The organism is Shewanella algae, assembly GCF_009183365.2.
GTDB classification, from domain to species: domain Bacteria; phylum Pseudomonadota; class Gammaproteobacteria; order Enterobacterales; family Shewanellaceae; genus Shewanella; species Shewanella algae.
On sequence record NZ_CP068230.1, the window covers coordinates 2,075,341 to 2,092,110 of the forward strand.

Sequence of the window (16,770 nt, forward strand, 5' to 3'; positions counted from 1 at the left end):
AATAAAATTGAAATTAAATTATTCATTGATTCAAATTTATTTAAGCTTGCAGCGTAGCAGAGTATGCCCAAGCCCTATGTCATCGATATCTTCATCGACATAGAAACCTGCCTGTTGCAGTAGTTTCAGCAGTATCTTGGAGTGATACATGCGACTGTTGCCATTGGCCATGGCGGTGAAGTAGAGCGAGGTGGCATTGACACAGTAGGCGGAGGCGGCATTGGGCTGCCTGTCCCAGAAGGTTTCCAGAATGCAGAGCTCGGCTGTCGCCGGCATTGCTTTGGCACAAGCCTGCAGGATGGCCAGGATTTGTGCCTCGCTGAAACAGTCGAGGAATTGGCTCATCCAATAGAGATCGCCGTCGGTCACAAAGGGGCCGTCAGGGGCAAGCAGATCGCACGCCAGGCCGGATATCCGCCCGCTCAAATCTGCGGCTTTTGCTGCCTCGGCGGCCAGCTCAAGCTGGGGAGCAAGATCCATTATGGTTACCCGGCACTGTGTATTGTAGCCGGCACATTTCAAGGCCCATTTGCCGGTATTGCCACCGATATCCACCAAATGAGCCGGCCCTTTGGCAAATATGCGCGGCATCAGGCTGTCAAAGGCATGATCTGAATAATAGTGATCGAAGGCGAACCAGCTGTGTTTCGCTTCTGTCGGTAACTGGCTCAGGGCTGGGTAAATAGTGGGCCAATCGCCGAATACTTTCAGTCCCTCGGGAGAGCCTTGCTCCAGCGCCTGTTGCAGATGAAACAGGCCTTGGTAACAGATGTCGTGGATAAAATTGAGGTTGGTGGCGGCCATATCATCATGCAGCAGAAACCAGCCTGTCTTGTCGAGGATGTAATTGTCTCCCTTGTGCCAAACTAGCCCCATGGAGAGCGCCATATCGAGCAGAACGCCCAGAGCATATTCTGTCAGCCCGGTTTGTTCTTTGAGTATCTCAAGGCTAATGCCCTCATCGCCTGCGGCATCTATATGCTTGAGGATGTCGAACTGCAGCAGGCAGCGGGTCACCTGAAAACTGACCGGAGCGAAGGCGATTTTTTGTGCTTCAAATTTGGCTTCGAAGGCACTGAGTTTGGCGGGTTCACTGAAAAAGGGCATTGTCTAGGGAGCCGTGGGAAAGGTTCAAAAAAGCCTTTATGGCCCAAAGCCCAAGTCAAGTACAGGCCAGTTGCATAAAACTTTGATCAAGAGGGCAAATATGTGGTTACTGCTGCTTTGAATTGTGGCATCAAAAGGGGGTCTTCAGTTCGCTGCGTTTGGGCTGATAGCGTTAGAGGTATAAAAAAACCCCGTCATTAGACAGGGCTTTCAAGTTGCGGTTTATGCTTACTTACTGCACGTTTTCCTGATCGCCGAATTGGCCGACAAACAGGGCCGAGGACAGATAACGCTCGGCGGCAGATGGCAGGATCACCACTATATTTTTGTCTGCAAATTCTGGCAGAGCGGCGATGCGGTTGGCGGCAACGACGGCGGCACCGGAGGAGATCCCCACCAAAATGCCTTCCTCTTTCATCAGCCTGTGAGCCATCTCTATCGCTTCGTCATTGGTGACCAGCTCTACCTTGTCAATCAGCTCCAGATCTAGGTTACCCGGAATAAAGCCGGCGCCTATTCCCTGGATCTTGTGCGGACCCGGCTGCACAGGTTGGCCCGCCAGAGTCTGGCTGATCACGGGTGAGTCGGCTGGTTCAACGGCCACAGCAGTGATCGCCTTGCCTTGAGTGTTCTTGATATAACGGCTCACCCCTGTGATGGTGCCGCCGGTACCGACACCGGCAACAAATACATCGATTTGACCATCGGTATCGTTCCAGATCTCAGGACCTGTGGTTTTTTCGTGGATCTCAGGGTTGGCTGGGTTGTCAAACTGTTGCAGCAGCAGATATTTATCCGGCGCCGATTGGCGGATTTCCTCGGCCTTTTCGATGGCCCCTTTCATGCCCTTGGCACCATCAGTCAGTACCAGGTTGGCGCCCAGTGCCTTGAGCAGCTTGCGGCGCTCGAGACTCATGGTGTTGGGCATGGTCAGAGTCAACTTGTAACCTCGGGCCGCGGCAACATAGGCCAGCGCAATACCCGTATTTCCCGAGGTGGGCTCAATCAGCTCTTTGTCTTTGGTCAACAGGCCTTTTTTCTCGGCGTCCCAAATCATATTGGCACCAATACGGCATTTGACACTGAAGCTTGGGTTACGGGCTTCTACCTTGGCCAGCACCTTGCCGTTGCTGACGCGGTTAAGACGAACCAGTGGAGTGTTACCAATGGTGTAGGAATTGTCTTCGAAAATTTTGCTCATGGCTTGCTGGCCTCCTTTGATTGCATCCCTAAAGCATAATCTCCATGAGATCAAAGAGAAGTGAATCTTTGTTCTTCTTTATTCTTTTTAGTTATTACATGAATCTCTGTTATTCGTAACTTCGGAGTAAGCCAGTTTAGCTTTATGTTAATCTCAACGCCAATTCGATGTTAACCAAAAATCAACATTCTATTCCAAATAGGAGAGCAGGCTTGGATCACAACTTCAATGCCGAGGAGGCAAATCCGAATCGAACCGGGGAACAGAGCGGCTTTAAGCTGTATCCGGGCAAAGATCCCCGCAGCATAGTGACACCGGCCGCATTCAGTGTGGCGCCGGAGCTACTCTACACCCCCTTGGCAAAGCCTTGGAAAAGGGCGCTGGCTATCACGATAGACGGTTTGTTGATCGCAGTACTGGCCGAACAGGCCGGCCCGCTGTTTGTGCTTTTGGTGTGCCTGCTGGCTTACTATATACACAATCACGCCAACAGGATCTCCACTTGGGCCAAGGGGCTTTTGTACCTGTTTATGGCGGTGGTTTTGCTTTGGTCTGCGGTGCCGCAGATGATAAAAGTCAACGGCCTGCAAGAGCGTCGCGATAATGAAATTCAGGGGCAGACACTGCTGACCTTGACGCCGCAGCTGTTGCGTTTGAGTTTGTGTGAGGACAAGGCCTGTGCCCAACATGAAGCGGGTTTGCTGGTCAATGCCGCGGCTGAGGCAGGGCTGTCACGTACCCAGGCCGAGACCATGCTGCAAGGTGCATTGGATGACTTGCCGCTTGCTTCAGCCGATATTGCGGCGATAAATGCAGACTTGATGCCGCAGTTGGCTTCAATCAAGCCCGAGTCTGTAGCGGCACTCAATGAAAGGGCTAACGCACAAACCGATGCAAAAAACGATGTAAAAACCGATGAAAAAACCGATGCAAAAATCGATGCAAAAATCGACACACAAACCCAACCAGCATCTGCCGAAGACGACTCAAGACCGGGAGCTGAAGAGGACGAGCAGGAGGAAGAAACACAATACAGTTTGCTCGCTTGGGCCAAGGGGATGCTCAATGACCTCGGGTTTGGATTTGGCTGGGCGGCATTCTATTTTACCTTGTTCACTGCCTGGTTTGATGGTCAGACTTTAGGCAAAAAAATCATGCGGGTGCGGGTGATTTCCCTCGGAGGTGGTAAGCTTTCCCTATGGGACGCCTTTGGCCGTTACGGGGGATACGGTGCAGGCTTTGCCACTGGACTGCTGGGTTTCTTGCAGATTTTTTGGGATGCCAACAGGCAAGCCATCCAGGATAAGATCTCAGCAACAGTTGTCATCGATCTGAGTAAGCCACGCATGAGTCCAACAGAGACGGTGCTGCAGGCGGATCCGGTCACAAAACAATAAGAAGGTAGTTTATGAAGGATGCGATTGTCATTTCCGGTACCGGGCTGTTTACCCCTCCGGAAGGAATAACCAATCAAGAACTGGTGGACAGCTTCAATCAGTATGTTGACCTGTTCAATACCGAGAACCGTGCCCAGATAGATCTTGGTCATGTGGCGGCGCTGAATTACTCATCGAGTGAGTTTATTGAGAAAGCGTCAGGCATCAAACACAGATTTGTGATGGTCAAAGAGGGGATCTTGGATCCTGAAGTCATGATGCCGTTGATCCCTGAACGTGCCAGCGACAGCCTGTCACTGCAGGCTGAAATGGGCTTGCATGCGGCCAAGCAAGCGCTTGATAATGCCGGCCTCAAGGCGGATGACATTGACTTGGTGATAGTCGCCTGTGCCTACACCCAGCGGGCCTATCCGGCGATGGCGATTGAAATTCAACAAGCCCTCGGTACCCGGGGTTATGGCTTTGACATGCAGGTCGCCTGTTCCTCAGCGACTTTTGCCCTGGTGACAGCGGCCAATGCCATTCGCAGTGGTAGCGCCGGGCGCGTGTTGGTCATCAATCCTGAGATATGTTCGGCTCAGGTTAATTATCGAGACCGCGACAGTCACTTCATTTTCGGTGATGTGGCCACAGCCTTGGTATTGGAGCCGGCAGCGACTTGCCGCGCCCAGCAAGTCTTTGAAATTCTGTCGAGCCGCTGCTTTACCCATTACTCGAACAATATCCGCAGCAACTTTGGTTTCCTTAACCGTTGTGATCCGGCTACTTCCTGCGAGGCAGATAAGCTGTTTCATCAACAGGGGCGCAAGGTCTTTAAAGAGCTGCTACCCATGATATACCAGCATTTGGATGCGCAGCTCGAAGAAGCAGGTATCACGCCGGAGCAGTTCAAGCGTCTGTGGCTGCATCAGGCCAATATCAATATGAACCAGTTTGTGGTGAAAAAGCTCCTGGGTGAAACCCCTGAGCCTTTGAAGGCGCCCGTGGTGCTGGATCAATACGCCAACACGGCATCGGCCGGCTCGGTAATCGCTTTCCATAAATATCACCAGGACTTCAAACCGGGGGAGTTGGGCCTGTTGAGCTCCTTTGGTGCGGGTTACTCCATCGGCAGTTTAATTCTGCGTGCCTGTTAAGACAGAGCTTTCCTCAGCAATAAAAATGCCTGCAACTGCAGGCATTTTTGTGTCTCAATTGGCCTTACGGCGCTTAATCTGGTGCTATGGCCGGATTGCGATAGGCTTCGCGATACTTGTCGACCCACATGGAGGTGGCACCGCAAATGGCAACCGGCATCACGATAAAGTTGACAATAGGGATCATGGAAAACAGGGTGACGGCGGCGCCGAAGCTCATACTGCTGCCCTTGGTATTTTTCAGGGCAAACTTCATCTCTTTGAACGCCACCTTGTGGTTATCGAAAGGATAGTCACAGTATTGGATGCTCATCATCCAGGCACTGAAGATAAACCAGACCACAGGGAAAACGGTTTGGCCAATCACAGGAATAAAAAACAGCAGTAAGATCAGTATGGCTCGCGGCAGGTAATACACCAGCTTTTGCCATTCGCGGCCGAGGATCCGCGGCAGATCCTTGATTAAATCCAAGGTGCCGCCGGTATTGAGCGGCTTGCCGGTCAGTAGTTGCTCCACCTTTTCGGCCAACAGGCCGTTAAATGGCGCTGCCAGCCAGTTCATCACAGAGCTGAAGATAAACGACAGCAGCACCAACAGGGTGATAATCGCCAGTGGCCAGAGGATCACATTAAGCCAACTGAGATAGTCGGGCAGTTGGCCTTCGAGCCAGGCAAACACATTCCCCAGTTGGCCTATGGCAAAATAGATGACTCCGGCAAACAACAGCAGGTTGATCATCAGCGGAATAAACACAAAGCTGCGCAAGCCCGGACGTTTGATTAGGCTAAAGCCTTCGAGAAAATAGTTGACGCCGCTCTTGGCGGGTCTTGAAGATGCGGACATGTACCACTTACTCTCAATAAAAGAACACTTAGGGCCGATTTTGAGCAACCAAGGCCACGAAAACAAGGGAAAAACGCAGCCAAGGGAATAAAAAGCGTTACAAAATGCGGCCCGCTTTGCTAAAGTGACAGCGCTTATACAGCTTATTGGGCCAGGACGGCGGCGTTTCAATCAGGCTATTGAATTCCCTTCAGGATTGGCCCGCAAAACAAAAACAATCGGCACTGACATCCAACGGCAAATATGAGACTCAAACAGATAAAACTCGCTGGCTTCAAGTCATTTGTCGATGCTACCAAAATCCCTTTTCTCAATCCGCTGACGGCCATTATCGGCCCCAATGGCTGCGGTAAATCCAATGTGATTGATGCCGTGCGCTGGGTGCTGGGTGAAAGCTCGGCCAAACACCTGCGCGGTGACTCCATGGCCGATGTTATCTTTAACGGCTCCAGTGCTCGTAAGCCTGTTTCTGTCGCCGGCGTTGAGCTGGTATTCGACAACGCCCTTGGGCGTATCGGCGGCCAGTATGCCAACTACGGCGAAATCTCCGTCAAGCGCCAGGTCTCCCGCGATGGCGAAGCCCTTTATTTTCTCAACGGTCAAAAATGCCGCCGCAAGGATATTACGGATATCTTTATGGGCACCGGCCTTGGGCCGCGCAGCTACGCCATTATAGGCCAGGGCACCATCTCCCGCTTGATCGAATGCAAACCGCAGGAACTCAGGGTCTTTATCGAAGAGGCCGCAGGTATCTCCCGTTACAAAGAGCGGCGCAAGGACACGGAAAACCGTATTCGCCATACCCGCGAAAACCTTGAGCGCCTGGGGGATATTCGCTCCGAGCTGGGTAAGCAACTGGATAAGTTGACGATTCAGGCTCAGGCCGCCAAACGCTATCGGGAATACAAGCAAAGCGAGCGGCGCTTGCATGCCGAACTCTTGGTGATGCGTTTCTTGGAGCTCAATGAGCAGGCCGAAGCGCAAAACAGCGAGATAGAAAGGCTGGAGACAGAGCTGGCCCAGCAGCAGGCGCAGAAGCAAGAGTTGGAGTTGAGCCTGACTCGGCAAAAGCTGGCTCAGGATGAACTCAGTGAAAAGGAGCAGCGCCAGGTTGCCGATTTTTATCACAACAACACTGAAATCGCCCGTATCGAGCAGCAGCTCAAGTATCTCAAAGAACGGGATAAACAGCAGGCATCTGAATTGGGTGCGCTGCAACAGCAAATCACCACATTGAATGAGGAGCTGACTCAGGCCAAGCAGCAGGAGCAAACCCTGGATGACAGTTTGCAGCAACATTTGCCGCGCCAGGAAGAGCTGGATGAGCAGCAGTTTGAACTGAGCCAGCAGTATGAAGCGGCGCTCTCGCAAAGTGAAAGCCTTGCCGGCGAGTTGCAACAGGCGGTGACTGCGGTCAGAGATATCAAGCATCAACAGGAGCTGGCCGCTACCCGGGAGCAGCATCTTAAGCAGCAACATGCCCAGCGCAGCGAGCAGCTTGATAAGCTCAGTGCAAGATTGCAGCAACCTGAGGCCGATAACGGGGCAAACCCGGCAGAACTTCAGCAGCAGGTCAGCTTGTGTGAGTCACAATTGGCGGCAGCTAAAACCGATATCGAACGGCATGGCGCAGAGTTGACCAAGGCCCAGGAGGCGCTGGAGCAGGCAAGACAAGCGGAGCAGCAGTTGGTGCAGCGCCGCTCGGGGCTAGTTGGCCGCCTGGAGCTGATAAGTCAGTGGCTCGAAGGCGCCGCTCAAGCAACGCAAGAAACACAAACTGCCTTGACTCAGCTTTGGCAGGAAATTCAGGTTGAGGCCGGTTGGGAGCAAGTGGTTGAGGCCTGGCTTGGCCCCTTGATGCGTGCCGCTGTCTATCCTGACTCCAAACCATTTGATGGCAAAGGTTTTGCTCAGACTCGTCGCCAAAGTTGGGGGCCGGTCAGCGCCAGCGTCAACTTAAGTCCCTGGCTTAACAGGGTGCGCTGGGCCGAGTCGGCGCAGCAGGCATCGAACTTGCTCGAGCAGGGGCTGGCAGAGGGGGAGCTAATCCTCTGCCGCGATGGCAACCTTTTTGCGCATGATGTAAAGCTGACGCTCGCCGAGGATGGCCAGTCATTGGTGAAGCTGACCGGCGAGCAGGGCGCCATTCAGGCTGAGCTCGATAAGCTTGCAAGCGAGAGCCGGCAGGCGCAGCAACAAACCACTGCGGCTCAGGATAGGTTCAACGAATTAAGGCAGGCTCAGCAGCTCAAGTCCGAGGCGCTACAGCAACAGCAACTGGCGTTGGCCCGCGCAGTGATGGCTTGTGAGGCGGCCACCGAGCAGGCGGCACGCGAACTCAGACAAAGGCAACAGATAGAAGCGGAAATCGCCGAGTTGAAAGAGCGCCTCGAGCAGGAGCAGTTTGAGCTGGAGACGCTGATTGAGAGTCAGTTTGCTGCCGATGATACTCTGTATGAGCGCCAGCGGCAGGAGCGATTGCTGAGTGAGCGCCACAACGAGGCCAATCAGCAAAAAAACAGCCTTAAAGTCAGCCTGAGCGAACTCGAGCGCCAGTTAAAAACCTTGAACGGGACTCTGGCGGAGCAGAAAACCGCCTTGGCGTTGGCATCGCAGCGGCGTAAACAGTTGACCGAGCAGTTGCAGCAGGCCGAGCACAAGCGCAGGGAATTGTTGGATAAACCGCAGCAAGATGCAGATACAGCCGAGCTGCAACCGCTGGAGCAACGCCTGGAAGGATTGCTTGCGCAGCAACACGGGATGCAGACGGAGCTTGAGCGCACCCGGGCCAAACTTGCCGAGCAGCAACAGCAGTTGGATAGTACAGCTTTAAAGCAAAAACAACAGCTTGGACAACTGGAGCACTTGACTCAGACAATCAGCACGTTAAAGTTACGTCGCGAGGGATTGAAAGGTCAGGCCGACAGCCAATTGGCGCAGCTCAGCGAGCAACAGATCAAGCTGCATGAAGTGGCGGCAAACCTGCCGGATGAGGCGGAAATAACGCCCTGGCAGGACCAGCTGGAATCGGTTCGGCGCAAGATAAGTCGCCTCGGCGCCATTAACTTGGCGGCCATTGAAGAGTATGAGCAGCAAAAAGAGCGGAAGGCTTATCTCGATGCCCAGGATGAAGATCTCAACAAGGCGCTGGCCAGTCTCGAAGAGGCGATCCGCAAGATAGACAGGGAAACCCGCAGTCGCTTCAAGGCGACTTTTGAGCAGGTCAATGCCGGACTGGGCGAGTTGTTTCCCAAGGTATTTGGTGGCGGCAGTGCCTATTTGGCACTGACAGATGATGATTTGCTCGATACCGGAGTGACCATCATGGCTCGGCCACCGGGCAAGAAGAACAGCACGATTCATCTACTTTCGGGTGGAGAAAAGGCACTGACGGCTTTATCATTGGTGTTTGCGATTTTCAGGCTCAATCCGGCGCCTTTTTGTATGCTGGATGAGGTCGATGCACCCTTGGATGACGCCAACGTCGACAGATTCTGCCGCCTTTTGCAGGAGATGTCGGACAGCGTACAGTTTATCTATATCAGCCACAATAAACTCACCATGGAGATGGCTGATCAGTTGATAGGTGTCACTATGCATGAGCCGGGTGTCTCTCGCATAGTCGCAGTCGATATTGAAGAAGCGGTGGCTATGGCCGACGCCGGATAACCATAGGAAAACAGGTAACCAATGGAAAATTTGCAACTGGTATTGTTTGTGTTGGGTGCGATTGCCATCATCGCCGTGCTGGTTCACGGTTTCTGGTCTATCCGCAAACAGCAGCCCAAGTCGCTTAAAGAAAATCCGCTGACAGGTTTCTACAAGGACCAGGCCCGGCGTGACAGCGAAGGTTTCGATGCCGATGGAATTGGTGAGGTGAGGGTGCGTAAAGTTTCGCCGGACGAGAAGCCGCCCAAGCTCAAGAGCAGCAAGTTGCGTAAACCTGGTTTCCAGCCGCCTCAGCAGGATGAAGTTGAAGGCGAACAGTCGTTTTCCCTCTCAGGCGCCAAACCCGAGCCGAGAGTGAACAGCAAGCCACAACGACAAGAGCCTGTGTTACATATCGATGATGAAGAAGATATTGCCGAAATGCAGATGGAGCTTGGGCTGGGTGCTGATAATCACAGCGACACTCAAACCACACCCCAGGCCGATCATCAGGTAAACAGCCAGCCAGAGCCACAACTTGCCACTGAACAACAGACCCGCGAGCAGGCCAAGGAAGAATCGCGCCACGATGAATTGCCCGATCCCACAGATGTTTTGGTACTGCATGTGGTTGCCAAAGAGGGCGAGAGCCTCAGCGGCGCTGAGCTGCTGCCTTGCCTGTTGGCACTGAACTTCAAGTTTGGTGACATGAACATTTTCCATCGCCATGAAGACAACGCCGGCACAGGTCGGGTGCTGTTTTCCCTGGCCAACATGGTTAAGCCCGGGGTGTTTGACCCGGACAACATGGAGCAGTTCAACACTCAAGGGATAGTTCTGTTTATGACCTTGCCTTGTCACGGTGATCCACTGATGAACTTTTCCATCATGCTCAATTCCGCCCATCAATTGGCGGATGATCTTGGTGCCGATCTGCTGGACGGCCAGCGTCAGCCATGGCATCAGGACACCAAACAAGCTTACCTGGGCCGTATTCGGGCTCAGGGCTGATATCCATCAGGGAGCCTGTGTGAGTCTCTCTATCCAAGGCCGCCTCTGCGGCCTTTGTTTTGTGCGGAATTTTTATGCAAGCCATTGAAAACGAAATTGATCAGCTGATAAGTACCATTAACGAGCACAACATTCGCTACTATGTGGATGACAACCCCAGCATTCCCGATGCCGAATATGACCGCCTGATGCAGCGGCTCAAGATGCTGGAGGCCGAGCACCCTGAGCTGCAACGCAGCGACTCGCCAAGCCTCAGAGTCGGTGGTCTGGCGCTGGCCAAGTTTGAACAGGTGACTCACCTCAAACCTATGCTCAGTCTGGACAACGCCTTCAGTGAAGAAGACTTTGCCGCCTTCCATAAGCGGGTGACTGACAGAGTCGGCGAGTTCAGCTATTGCTGCGAGCCCAAACTCGATGGTCTGGCGGTCAGTATCCTCTATCGCGATGGTGTGCTGGAGCGCGCCGCCACCCGGGGCGATGGCGCGGTCGGTGAAGATATTACCGAAAACGTTCGTACCATTCGGGCGGTGCCGCTGAAACTCAGGGGCGATGATTATCCGCCGCTGTTGGAAGTGCGCGGGGAAGTATTCATGCCCAAGGCGGCCTTCGAGGCGCTCAACGAGCGTAACCGGGTCAAGGGAGACAAGCTGTTTGTCAATCCGCGTAATGCCGCCGCCGGCAGTTTGCGGCAGCTGGACTCCAAGATCACTGCCTCCCGGGCACTGGCGTTTTACGCTTATGCATTGGGTGTGGTTGAGCCGGAATCCTTCCCGCTGGCGGACACCCATCTTGGGCAGTTGCAGCAGCTTAAAACCTGGGGATTGCCGGTCAGCAGTGAGATCCGCCTTGCCAAGGACCTCAGCGAAGTGGATGACTACTACCGGGATATTATGGCGCGCCGCAGTGCTTTGGCCTATGAAATCGATGGTGTGGTATTCAAGGTCAACAGTATAGAAGCACAGCAGACACTGGGATTTGTCTCCCGTGCACCGCGCTGGGCCATCGCCTATAAGTTTCCGGCCCAGGAAGAGATGACTCTGCTCGAAGGGGTCGACTTTCAGGTAGGCCGCACCGGCGCCGTGACACCGGTCGCCAGGCTCAAGCCTGTGTTTGTCGGTGGGGTGACAGTTTCCAACGCCACCTTGCACAACGCCGACGAAATCGCCCGCCTTGGGGTTAAAGTTGGCGATACTGTGATCATTCGCCGCGCCGGTGATGTTATCCCGCAAGTGGTTGCCGTGGTGCCGGAAAAAAGACCTGAGGGTGCCAAAGAGATCAGTTTCCCGGAGCAATGCCCGGTTTGTGGTTCTCAGGTAGAACGCCTCGAGGGCGAAGCCGTGGCCCGCTGCACAGGTGGCCTGTTCTGCGAAGCGCAGCGCAAGGAAGCCATCAAACACTTTGCCTCCCGCAAGGCGCTGGATATAGACGGCATGGGCGACAAGATAGTCGAGCAGCTGATCGATAAGGAGCTGGTAGAGAGCCCGGCGGATCTGTTCTCACTCACGGCTTCGGCCCTGACCATGCTGGAGCGGATGGGGCTCAAGTCGGCCACCAATCTGGTGCAGGCCATAGAAGCGGCCAAACAAACAACCCTGGCCAAGTTTCTCTACGCTTTGGGGATCCGTGAGGTAGGCGAGTCTACCGCTGCCAACCTGGCACGGCACTTTAAAGAGTTGGATGCCCTGAAGCAGGCGAGTGTCGAGCAGCTTATCGAAGTGGAAGATGTCGGTACCATAGTGGCTCAGCATGTGGCGCACTTCTTTGCTCAGCCCCACAACCTTGAGGTGATAGATAAGCTGCTGGCCGCCGGGGTGACCTGGCCGGCCATCGAAGCGCCGTCTGAAGACGAGCAACCGCTCAAGGGGCAGACCTGGGTATTGACCGGCACCCTGAGCCAGATGAGCCGCACTGACGCCAAGGCGCAGCTGGAGGCGCTCGGCGCCAAAGTGTCCGGCAGTGTTTCCAAGAAGACAGACTGCGTGGTGGCCGGCGAGGCCGCTGGATCCAAATTGACCAAGGCCAATGAGCTGGGGGTCAAGGTGTTGGATGAAGCCGGCCTGCTGGCGCTGCTGCAGCCCTGAGCTTTATTTCTCTGTTTAAGCCCCGCCAAGCTGCGCAACGTAGATCAGATAAGGATCGGTTGACCGAACCTCCTGATGAGAGACAGTCGGAAACCTGTTTGTAGGTTTCCGATTTTTTATGTCTATTCAAAACTGCTTTGCCGACTTTGGTTATAACTTGGTGAGACGAGAAGCGAGCCAAGCGGCAGTAGAGCATGGTCGAATGCCCAATGAAATCAGCTTTAAGTACGCTTGTCAGTTCATCGCAAGTCAGCTCAAAGTCATGAGCAAAGCGGTGTCACCAGGTAATACGCCGAAGCGTCTAAACAGTCTGCGAGGAGACTTGTCCATCCTTTTTATAGACAAACGCCCTAAGCCAAATCGGCCCAGGGCGGTAAAAATATCAAAGACCCGATATCCTGTTAATCACAAGGCAGCTCCGCTTAAGTGAACTACGTTGCGCTAAGCTGCGGGGCTTTTTTATGTTCACTTAGCATCAACTGACCCGAGTTGATAAGGACTCTTAACATTTCAGACTCAAAAAAGCCAAACAGTCTGTTCAAGCCCCCCTTATTTAGCTTATTTGCCTTACACAACTTGAATTGCGCCGCCGCAGGACCCACCTCATTGTTTTGGAAGATGCTTCGGACTCAAGGCCTGTAGGTTCATCTGCCTAGAAGCCGGGGTCAGTCACAAGCGTGAGCGCTTTCGGTTACTTTTTTATGATGGCTGCGCCAGGCCCTGTCTGGGTGAGTCACAATGATGGAATTCTGCCCTTGCTTAAATTTGAACATGTACGCTGGCTCGACAATAACGGGCATATCAAGCCGCCGTTACTGCTTTACATCATAGTGCTGTTTCTGGCCCGCGGCTGGTGTGTGTTTGCAGCGTCTCTGACCCAGGCCAGCGACAGGGCTGCTCTGGTGCGGCTGTTTTATCCGGAAAAGAGCGACTTCCTATTGGCTCTGGCCGCCGGCGCCGGCGCCTTGCTGGTCTATGGTTTGATCGTGGCGGAACGTAAACGGGTATTTGAGGTGGTGATCCCACTATTTCGGCAAATTCGTTGGTGGTTGGCGCTGTTGCTGGGGATAGACGGCATGCTGCTTATTCAACGTCTTGGTCACAGCGACTGGCTGTTCAGTTGGAATTTGGCGCTGGATGCCTTGCTGCTGTTCTGGTCTTTGCTGTACCTCGCCAAGTCGGCTCATTTGCGCCACTATTTGAACGACTGGCAAAAACAAGACAAGTTGGAGTGACATACAAGGCAAGGTTGGCAGTTTTTTGCTATATAAAACAGAGACCCCTTGGCATATTTCGGCTTAAATAGTTATCAATTGCAACTATTTTGGATGAAATATGAACAGAAAAGGGCTTCAGCGGCCGTTTAGGAACTAAAACACTGTCAAATATGCTGTTTTTGTCATAAATTTGGCGCTGAAGTCTTACGCTTGGTTTTCAATGGTCTATAGTTAAGACTCTTGGGTATTGGTTTTTAAAACCTTGTTTATCAAGTTGTTCTCTGGAGAAACTTTGAGTGGCCAAAGCTGAAAGGATCCATCTCCCGCTGTCACGCCTGCAAACCGGCATTACAGTCAAGTTGCCTCTGTCCTGGACAGATCATCCCTTTTTGTTCAATCGTATAGAAATCAAAGATGCCAGCCAGATAGAGATGATCCGTAATCTCGGGGTGCCCTATGTCATCTTGCTCTCCGACGAGGAGCTGCTCAATGATGTGATTGAAGAGGAAGACGAGGCGCAGCAGGCAACAGAGCAAACAAAGGACAATAAACCGGATCCCAAAGCCTCTGCCCGCAAGGCGATACGCAAGAGCCAGGGGCGTTTTTTGAATGCCATTAATGACAGTCGTACCGTGGTCAGTAAGTTGGTGTCCGATCCCGAAGGCGCCGTTCGTGAAGCCTCAGCTCTGGTAGAGCTGATGCTGGAGCATCTGTTGGAATCCGATAATCCCAAGTTGGCCTTGGTGTCCAGTGGTGAAGGCGCTCCCAGCGTGACTCAGCACGGGATATCGGTGGCGGTACTGGCCTTGATGATCGGTCATTCGCTTGAGTTGTCCAAGGACAAGCTGAGGGATATTGCTCTGGGGGCACTGCTGCACGATATAGGCAAACTCAAGGTGCCCGATGCCATCAGGCGCAAGCGCGGCCCCTTGAGCCCCCATGAAAGCAATTTTCTCTCCATGCATCCCAATTTTGGCTATGACATGCTCAAGCGCAGTGGCCTGTTCGGCAATGAGGTACTGCATATAGTGATGCATCACCATGAGTTTATCGATGGCTCAGGCTACCCCGATGGGCTCAAGCTGACCAAGCTGCCCCTGACCACTCAGATAGTGGCACTGGCCAATGACTATGACAGCCAATTGGCGCGTCAGGAGATGGTGTCACCGCAAATTGCCCTGGGTTATCTGTTTAAAAATCGGGTCGGCCAACATCAGGAGCAGTTGATTTCGGCGCTGGTCAAGGTGCTGGGTATATATCCGCCTGGCACCCTGGTGAGTCTGTCTGACAACAGTGTCGGCAAGGTGATGATGACGACCGCAGAGGTGCGACAACCCCAGGTCTGGGCCTGTAAACGCGATGGCAGCGAGCCTAAGTTGCGCTTTCTGATGGATGAGGAGGTCAGCGTGGAGGCCGTGCTCAAGTCTGATGAACTGACCGAAGGCGCCTCAAAAACCCTGCAAACCGGTGCCAGCATCAGTTTCTATTTTAGCGCCCTGGAATAGCTTGCAACCCGCTTTCTCTTGCCGTGAGCGGCCAAAGTTTGGCCACTCATAGGCCCACCTCTGGTTTTTATTGTTATTTGTCTTATGCTTGAGCTCGGTTGACAACGGAGTAGGGCGATGAAACATATTGCGGTTTGGGGCTGCGGCTGGTTTGGTTTGCCACTGGCGAAGGAACTGCTGGCCAGAGGCGTTAAGGTTTGCGGCAGTAAGCGTACCGAGGAGGGCGCGGATCTGTTGAGAAAAGAGGGGATGGATGCCGTAACCCTCAATCTTGCTGAGCCTGCACCTTTACCTTCGTTACCGGATGGCTGTGATGCCTTGGTGCTCAATATCCCCCCCGGCCTCAGGCGCGGCGCCAATGATTATCTGTCCTCTCTCGAGCGTTTATTGCCTGTGATTGCAGCAAGTTCCATCAAACGTCTGTTGTTTATAAGTAGTTCAGGGGTTTACCCACAGTCTCAGGGCGTGGTCACAGAGGCAACATCTGTTGATGCTCCATCTGACAGCTATTCCGGCACCTTGGCGATGGCTGAGCAGAAGATACTGGCGCTTGCCAATGAAGGTCTCAAAGTCACTGTCATCCGATTTGCCGGCTTGGTCGGACCTGGCCGTCACCCCGGGCGCTTCCTGGCCGGCAAAACAGGGCTGCCCGGAGCAAACGCCGTGGTGAATCTGGTGCATCTCGATGATTGCATAAAGGCCTGCCTGCAGTTATTGACCGCTGCTAACCCCGGGGCCATCTATAACCTTTGTGCGCCGTGTCATCCAACCAGGCAAGAATTTTATCCGCTTGCCGCCAAGGTGCTTGGCTTGGCATCGCCTGAGTTTGCAACAGGGAGTGAAACCGGTAAGTGGGTGGATGGCTCTCTCATCTGCCGCGAGCTTGACTTTGAATACAGTTACCCCGAGGCTGATAGCCTTATTGCCGCTTGCCAATAAAAAGCGTGACTAAAAACAGAACAAGAGGAAACCCTATGTCTTTTTTATCCAGAATGGTGAGAGCCTTGCCGCTGATACTCTTGGCCTTCGGCAGTTTCAGTGCCAGTGCGGCCGATTTTCAGGAAGGGCGCGATTATGTCAAGGTGCCAGGGATCCCGGAAGCCAAGAGTGGCATAGTCAGAGAGTTTTTCTCCTATAACTGCCCCCATTGCTATCACAAGGATCCCTTGATGCAGCAAACAGCAGCCCTGCTGAAGGGGAAACTGGATTTTGAACGAACCCCGGTCGGTGCCGGGCGCCCCTCCTGGATCCTCAGTCAGGAAGCTTATTATCTGGCGCAAAAATTCAGGATAACCGATCAGGTGCACGGCAATATTTTCAACAGGATCCATGAGAAACATCAGGCCTTTGATCGGCCGCAGCAGTTGAAGGATTTCTTCTTGGCGCAGGGGGTCAATGAGCGAGAGCTTAACCAAACCTTGGGCTCGGCCGACAGCAAGCTGGCGTTGGCCAATTATGATACCCAGACTCAGCTCTCCGGGATCCGTGGTGTGCCTTCACTCTTGGTCAATGGCAAGTATTTGATCACCTCCCAAAGCTCAGATCCCAAGGAGCTGGCAGCGCTAGTCCTCTATTTGAACCAGGAAGCGCCATAGCGACCACTTTGCAAATGCAGTCAAGAAA

12 protein-coding genes and 1 pseudogene are annotated in these 16,770 nt (G+C 53.4%); 10 read left to right on the forward strand and 3 right to left on the reverse strand.

The genetic code is table 11. The features are described 5' to 3' along the window. Positions 1–36: 36 nt before the first annotated feature. Together E1N14_RS09205 and cysK are read right to left on the reverse strand one after the other, a co-directional pair. The gene (locus tag E1N14_RS09205) at positions 37–1,107 is read right to left on the reverse strand and encodes a methyltransferase (RefSeq protein ID WP_025011785.1); all 1,071 of its coding nucleotides are present in this window, start codon (positions 1,105–1,107) and stop codon (positions 37–39) included. Positions 1,108–1,339: 232 nt separating this feature from the next. After that, on the reverse strand, positions 1,340–2,308 hold the full coding sequence (gene cysK, locus E1N14_RS09210) for a cysteine synthase A (RefSeq protein WP_025011786.1): 969 nt from the start codon (positions 2,306–2,308) through the stop codon (positions 1,340–1,342). 212 nt (positions 2,309–2,520) lie between these two features. Here cysK and E1N14_RS09215 point away from each other — a divergent pair, with 212 nt between their 5' ends. Next, entirely contained in the window at positions 2,521–3,705 is a 1,185-nt protein-coding gene (locus E1N14_RS09215) for an RDD family protein (protein WP_062793864.1), read from the forward strand. Positions 3,706–3,716: 11 nt separating this feature from the next. Next, the gene (locus E1N14_RS09220; protein ID WP_025011787.1) at positions 3,717–4,841 is read left to right on the forward strand and encodes a beta-ketoacyl-ACP synthase III; all 1,125 of its coding nucleotides are present in this window, start codon (positions 3,717–3,719) and stop codon (positions 4,839–4,841) included. Positions 4,842–4,914: 73 nt separating this feature from the next. Here the strand turns inward: E1N14_RS09220 and cysZ are convergent, their stop codons facing one another. Further along, positions 4,915–5,685, reverse strand: a complete 771-nt coding sequence (gene cysZ, locus E1N14_RS09225) for a sulfate transporter CysZ (protein ID WP_025011788.1) — start codon at positions 5,683–5,685, stop codon at positions 4,915–4,917. A gap of 243 nt (positions 5,686–5,928) precedes the next feature. Here cysZ and E1N14_RS09230 point away from each other — a divergent pair, with 243 nt between their 5' ends. The 8 genes and pseudogenes from E1N14_RS09230 to E1N14_RS09265 all read left to right on the forward strand — a co-directional run bounded on the left by E1N14_RS09230 (position 5,929) and on the right by E1N14_RS09265 (position 16,742). Further along, positions 5,929–9,354, forward strand: a complete 3,426-nt coding sequence (locus E1N14_RS09230) for a chromosome segregation protein SMC (RefSeq protein WP_062793863.1) — start codon at positions 5,929–5,931, stop codon at positions 9,352–9,354. A 21-nt stretch (positions 9,355–9,375) separates the two neighbouring features. After that, complete coding sequence (gene zipA, locus E1N14_RS09235) at positions 9,376–10,344, forward strand: cell division protein ZipA (protein WP_062793862.1); 969 nt, start codon at positions 9,376–9,378, stop codon at positions 10,342–10,344. Positions 10,345–10,418: 74 nt separating this feature from the next. Continuing rightward, the gene (ligA, locus tag E1N14_RS09240; RefSeq protein ID WP_025011789.1) at positions 10,419–12,425 is read left to right on the forward strand and encodes an NAD-dependent DNA ligase LigA; all 2,007 of its coding nucleotides are present in this window, start codon (positions 10,419–10,421) and stop codon (positions 12,423–12,425) included. Between the two features lie 148 nt (positions 12,426–12,573). After that, a pseudogene (locus E1N14_RS09245) lies at positions 12,574–12,855 on the forward strand (IS4 family transposase); the annotation flags it as partial. Positions 12,856–13,180: 325 nt separating this feature from the next. After that, positions 13,181–13,660, forward strand: coding sequence for a DUF2919 domain-containing protein (locus E1N14_RS09250; RefSeq protein WP_037436491.1), 480 nt, complete (start codon positions 13,181–13,183; stop codon positions 13,658–13,660). 278 nt (positions 13,661–13,938) lie between these two features. Further along, the gene (locus E1N14_RS09255; RefSeq protein ID WP_062793665.1) at positions 13,939–15,147 is read left to right on the forward strand and encodes a cyclic di-GMP phosphodiesterase; all 1,209 of its coding nucleotides are present in this window, start codon (positions 13,939–13,941) and stop codon (positions 15,145–15,147) included. 117 nt (positions 15,148–15,264) lie between these two features. After that, positions 15,265–16,086 carry an SDR family oxidoreductase gene (locus E1N14_RS09260; protein WP_025009488.1) on the forward strand — a complete coding sequence of 274 codons (822 nt, stop codon included), beginning with the start codon at positions 15,265–15,267 and terminating at the stop codon, positions 16,084–16,086. A gap of 35 nt (positions 16,087–16,121) precedes the next feature. Beyond that, positions 16,122–16,742: a thiol:disulfide interchange protein DsbA/DsbL gene (locus E1N14_RS09265; RefSeq protein WP_025009489.1), complete on the forward strand. Its 621-nt coding sequence runs from the start codon at positions 16,122–16,124 to the stop codon at positions 16,740–16,742. Positions 16,743–16,770 lie beyond the last annotated feature (28 nt).

Excerpts from the sequence above, each read along its gene's own strand:
- zipA (WP_062793862.1), top strand. The coding sequence starts at position 9,376 with ATGGAAAATTTGCAACTGGTATTGTTTGTGTTGGGTGCGATTGCCATC.
- cysZ (WP_025011788.1), bottom strand. The coding sequence starts at position 5,685 with ATGTCCGCATCTTCAAGACCCGCCAAGAGCGGCGTCAACTATTTTCTC.
- E1N14_RS09260 (WP_025009488.1), top strand. The coding sequence starts at position 15,265 with ATGAAACATATTGCGGTTTGGGGCTGCGGCTGGTTTGGTTTGCCACTG.
- cysK (WP_025011786.1), bottom strand. The coding sequence starts at position 2,308 with ATGAGCAAAATTTTCGAAGACAATTCCTACACCATTGGTAACACTCCA.
- E1N14_RS09265 (WP_025009489.1), top strand. The coding sequence starts at position 16,122 with ATGTCTTTTTTATCCAGAATGGTGAGAGCCTTGCCGCTGATACTCTTG.
- E1N14_RS09230 (WP_062793863.1), top strand. The coding sequence starts at position 5,929 with ATGAGACTCAAACAGATAAAACTCGCTGGCTTCAAGTCATTTGTCGAT.
- ligA (WP_025011789.1), top strand. The coding sequence starts at position 10,419 with ATGCAAGCCATTGAAAACGAAATTGATCAGCTGATAAGTACCATTAAC.
- E1N14_RS09220 (WP_025011787.1), top strand. The coding sequence starts at position 3,717 with ATGAAGGATGCGATTGTCATTTCCGGTACCGGGCTGTTTACCCCTCCG.
- E1N14_RS09205 (WP_025011785.1), bottom strand. The coding sequence starts at position 1,107 with ATGCCCTTTTTCAGTGAACCCGCCAAACTCAGTGCCTTCGAAGCCAAA.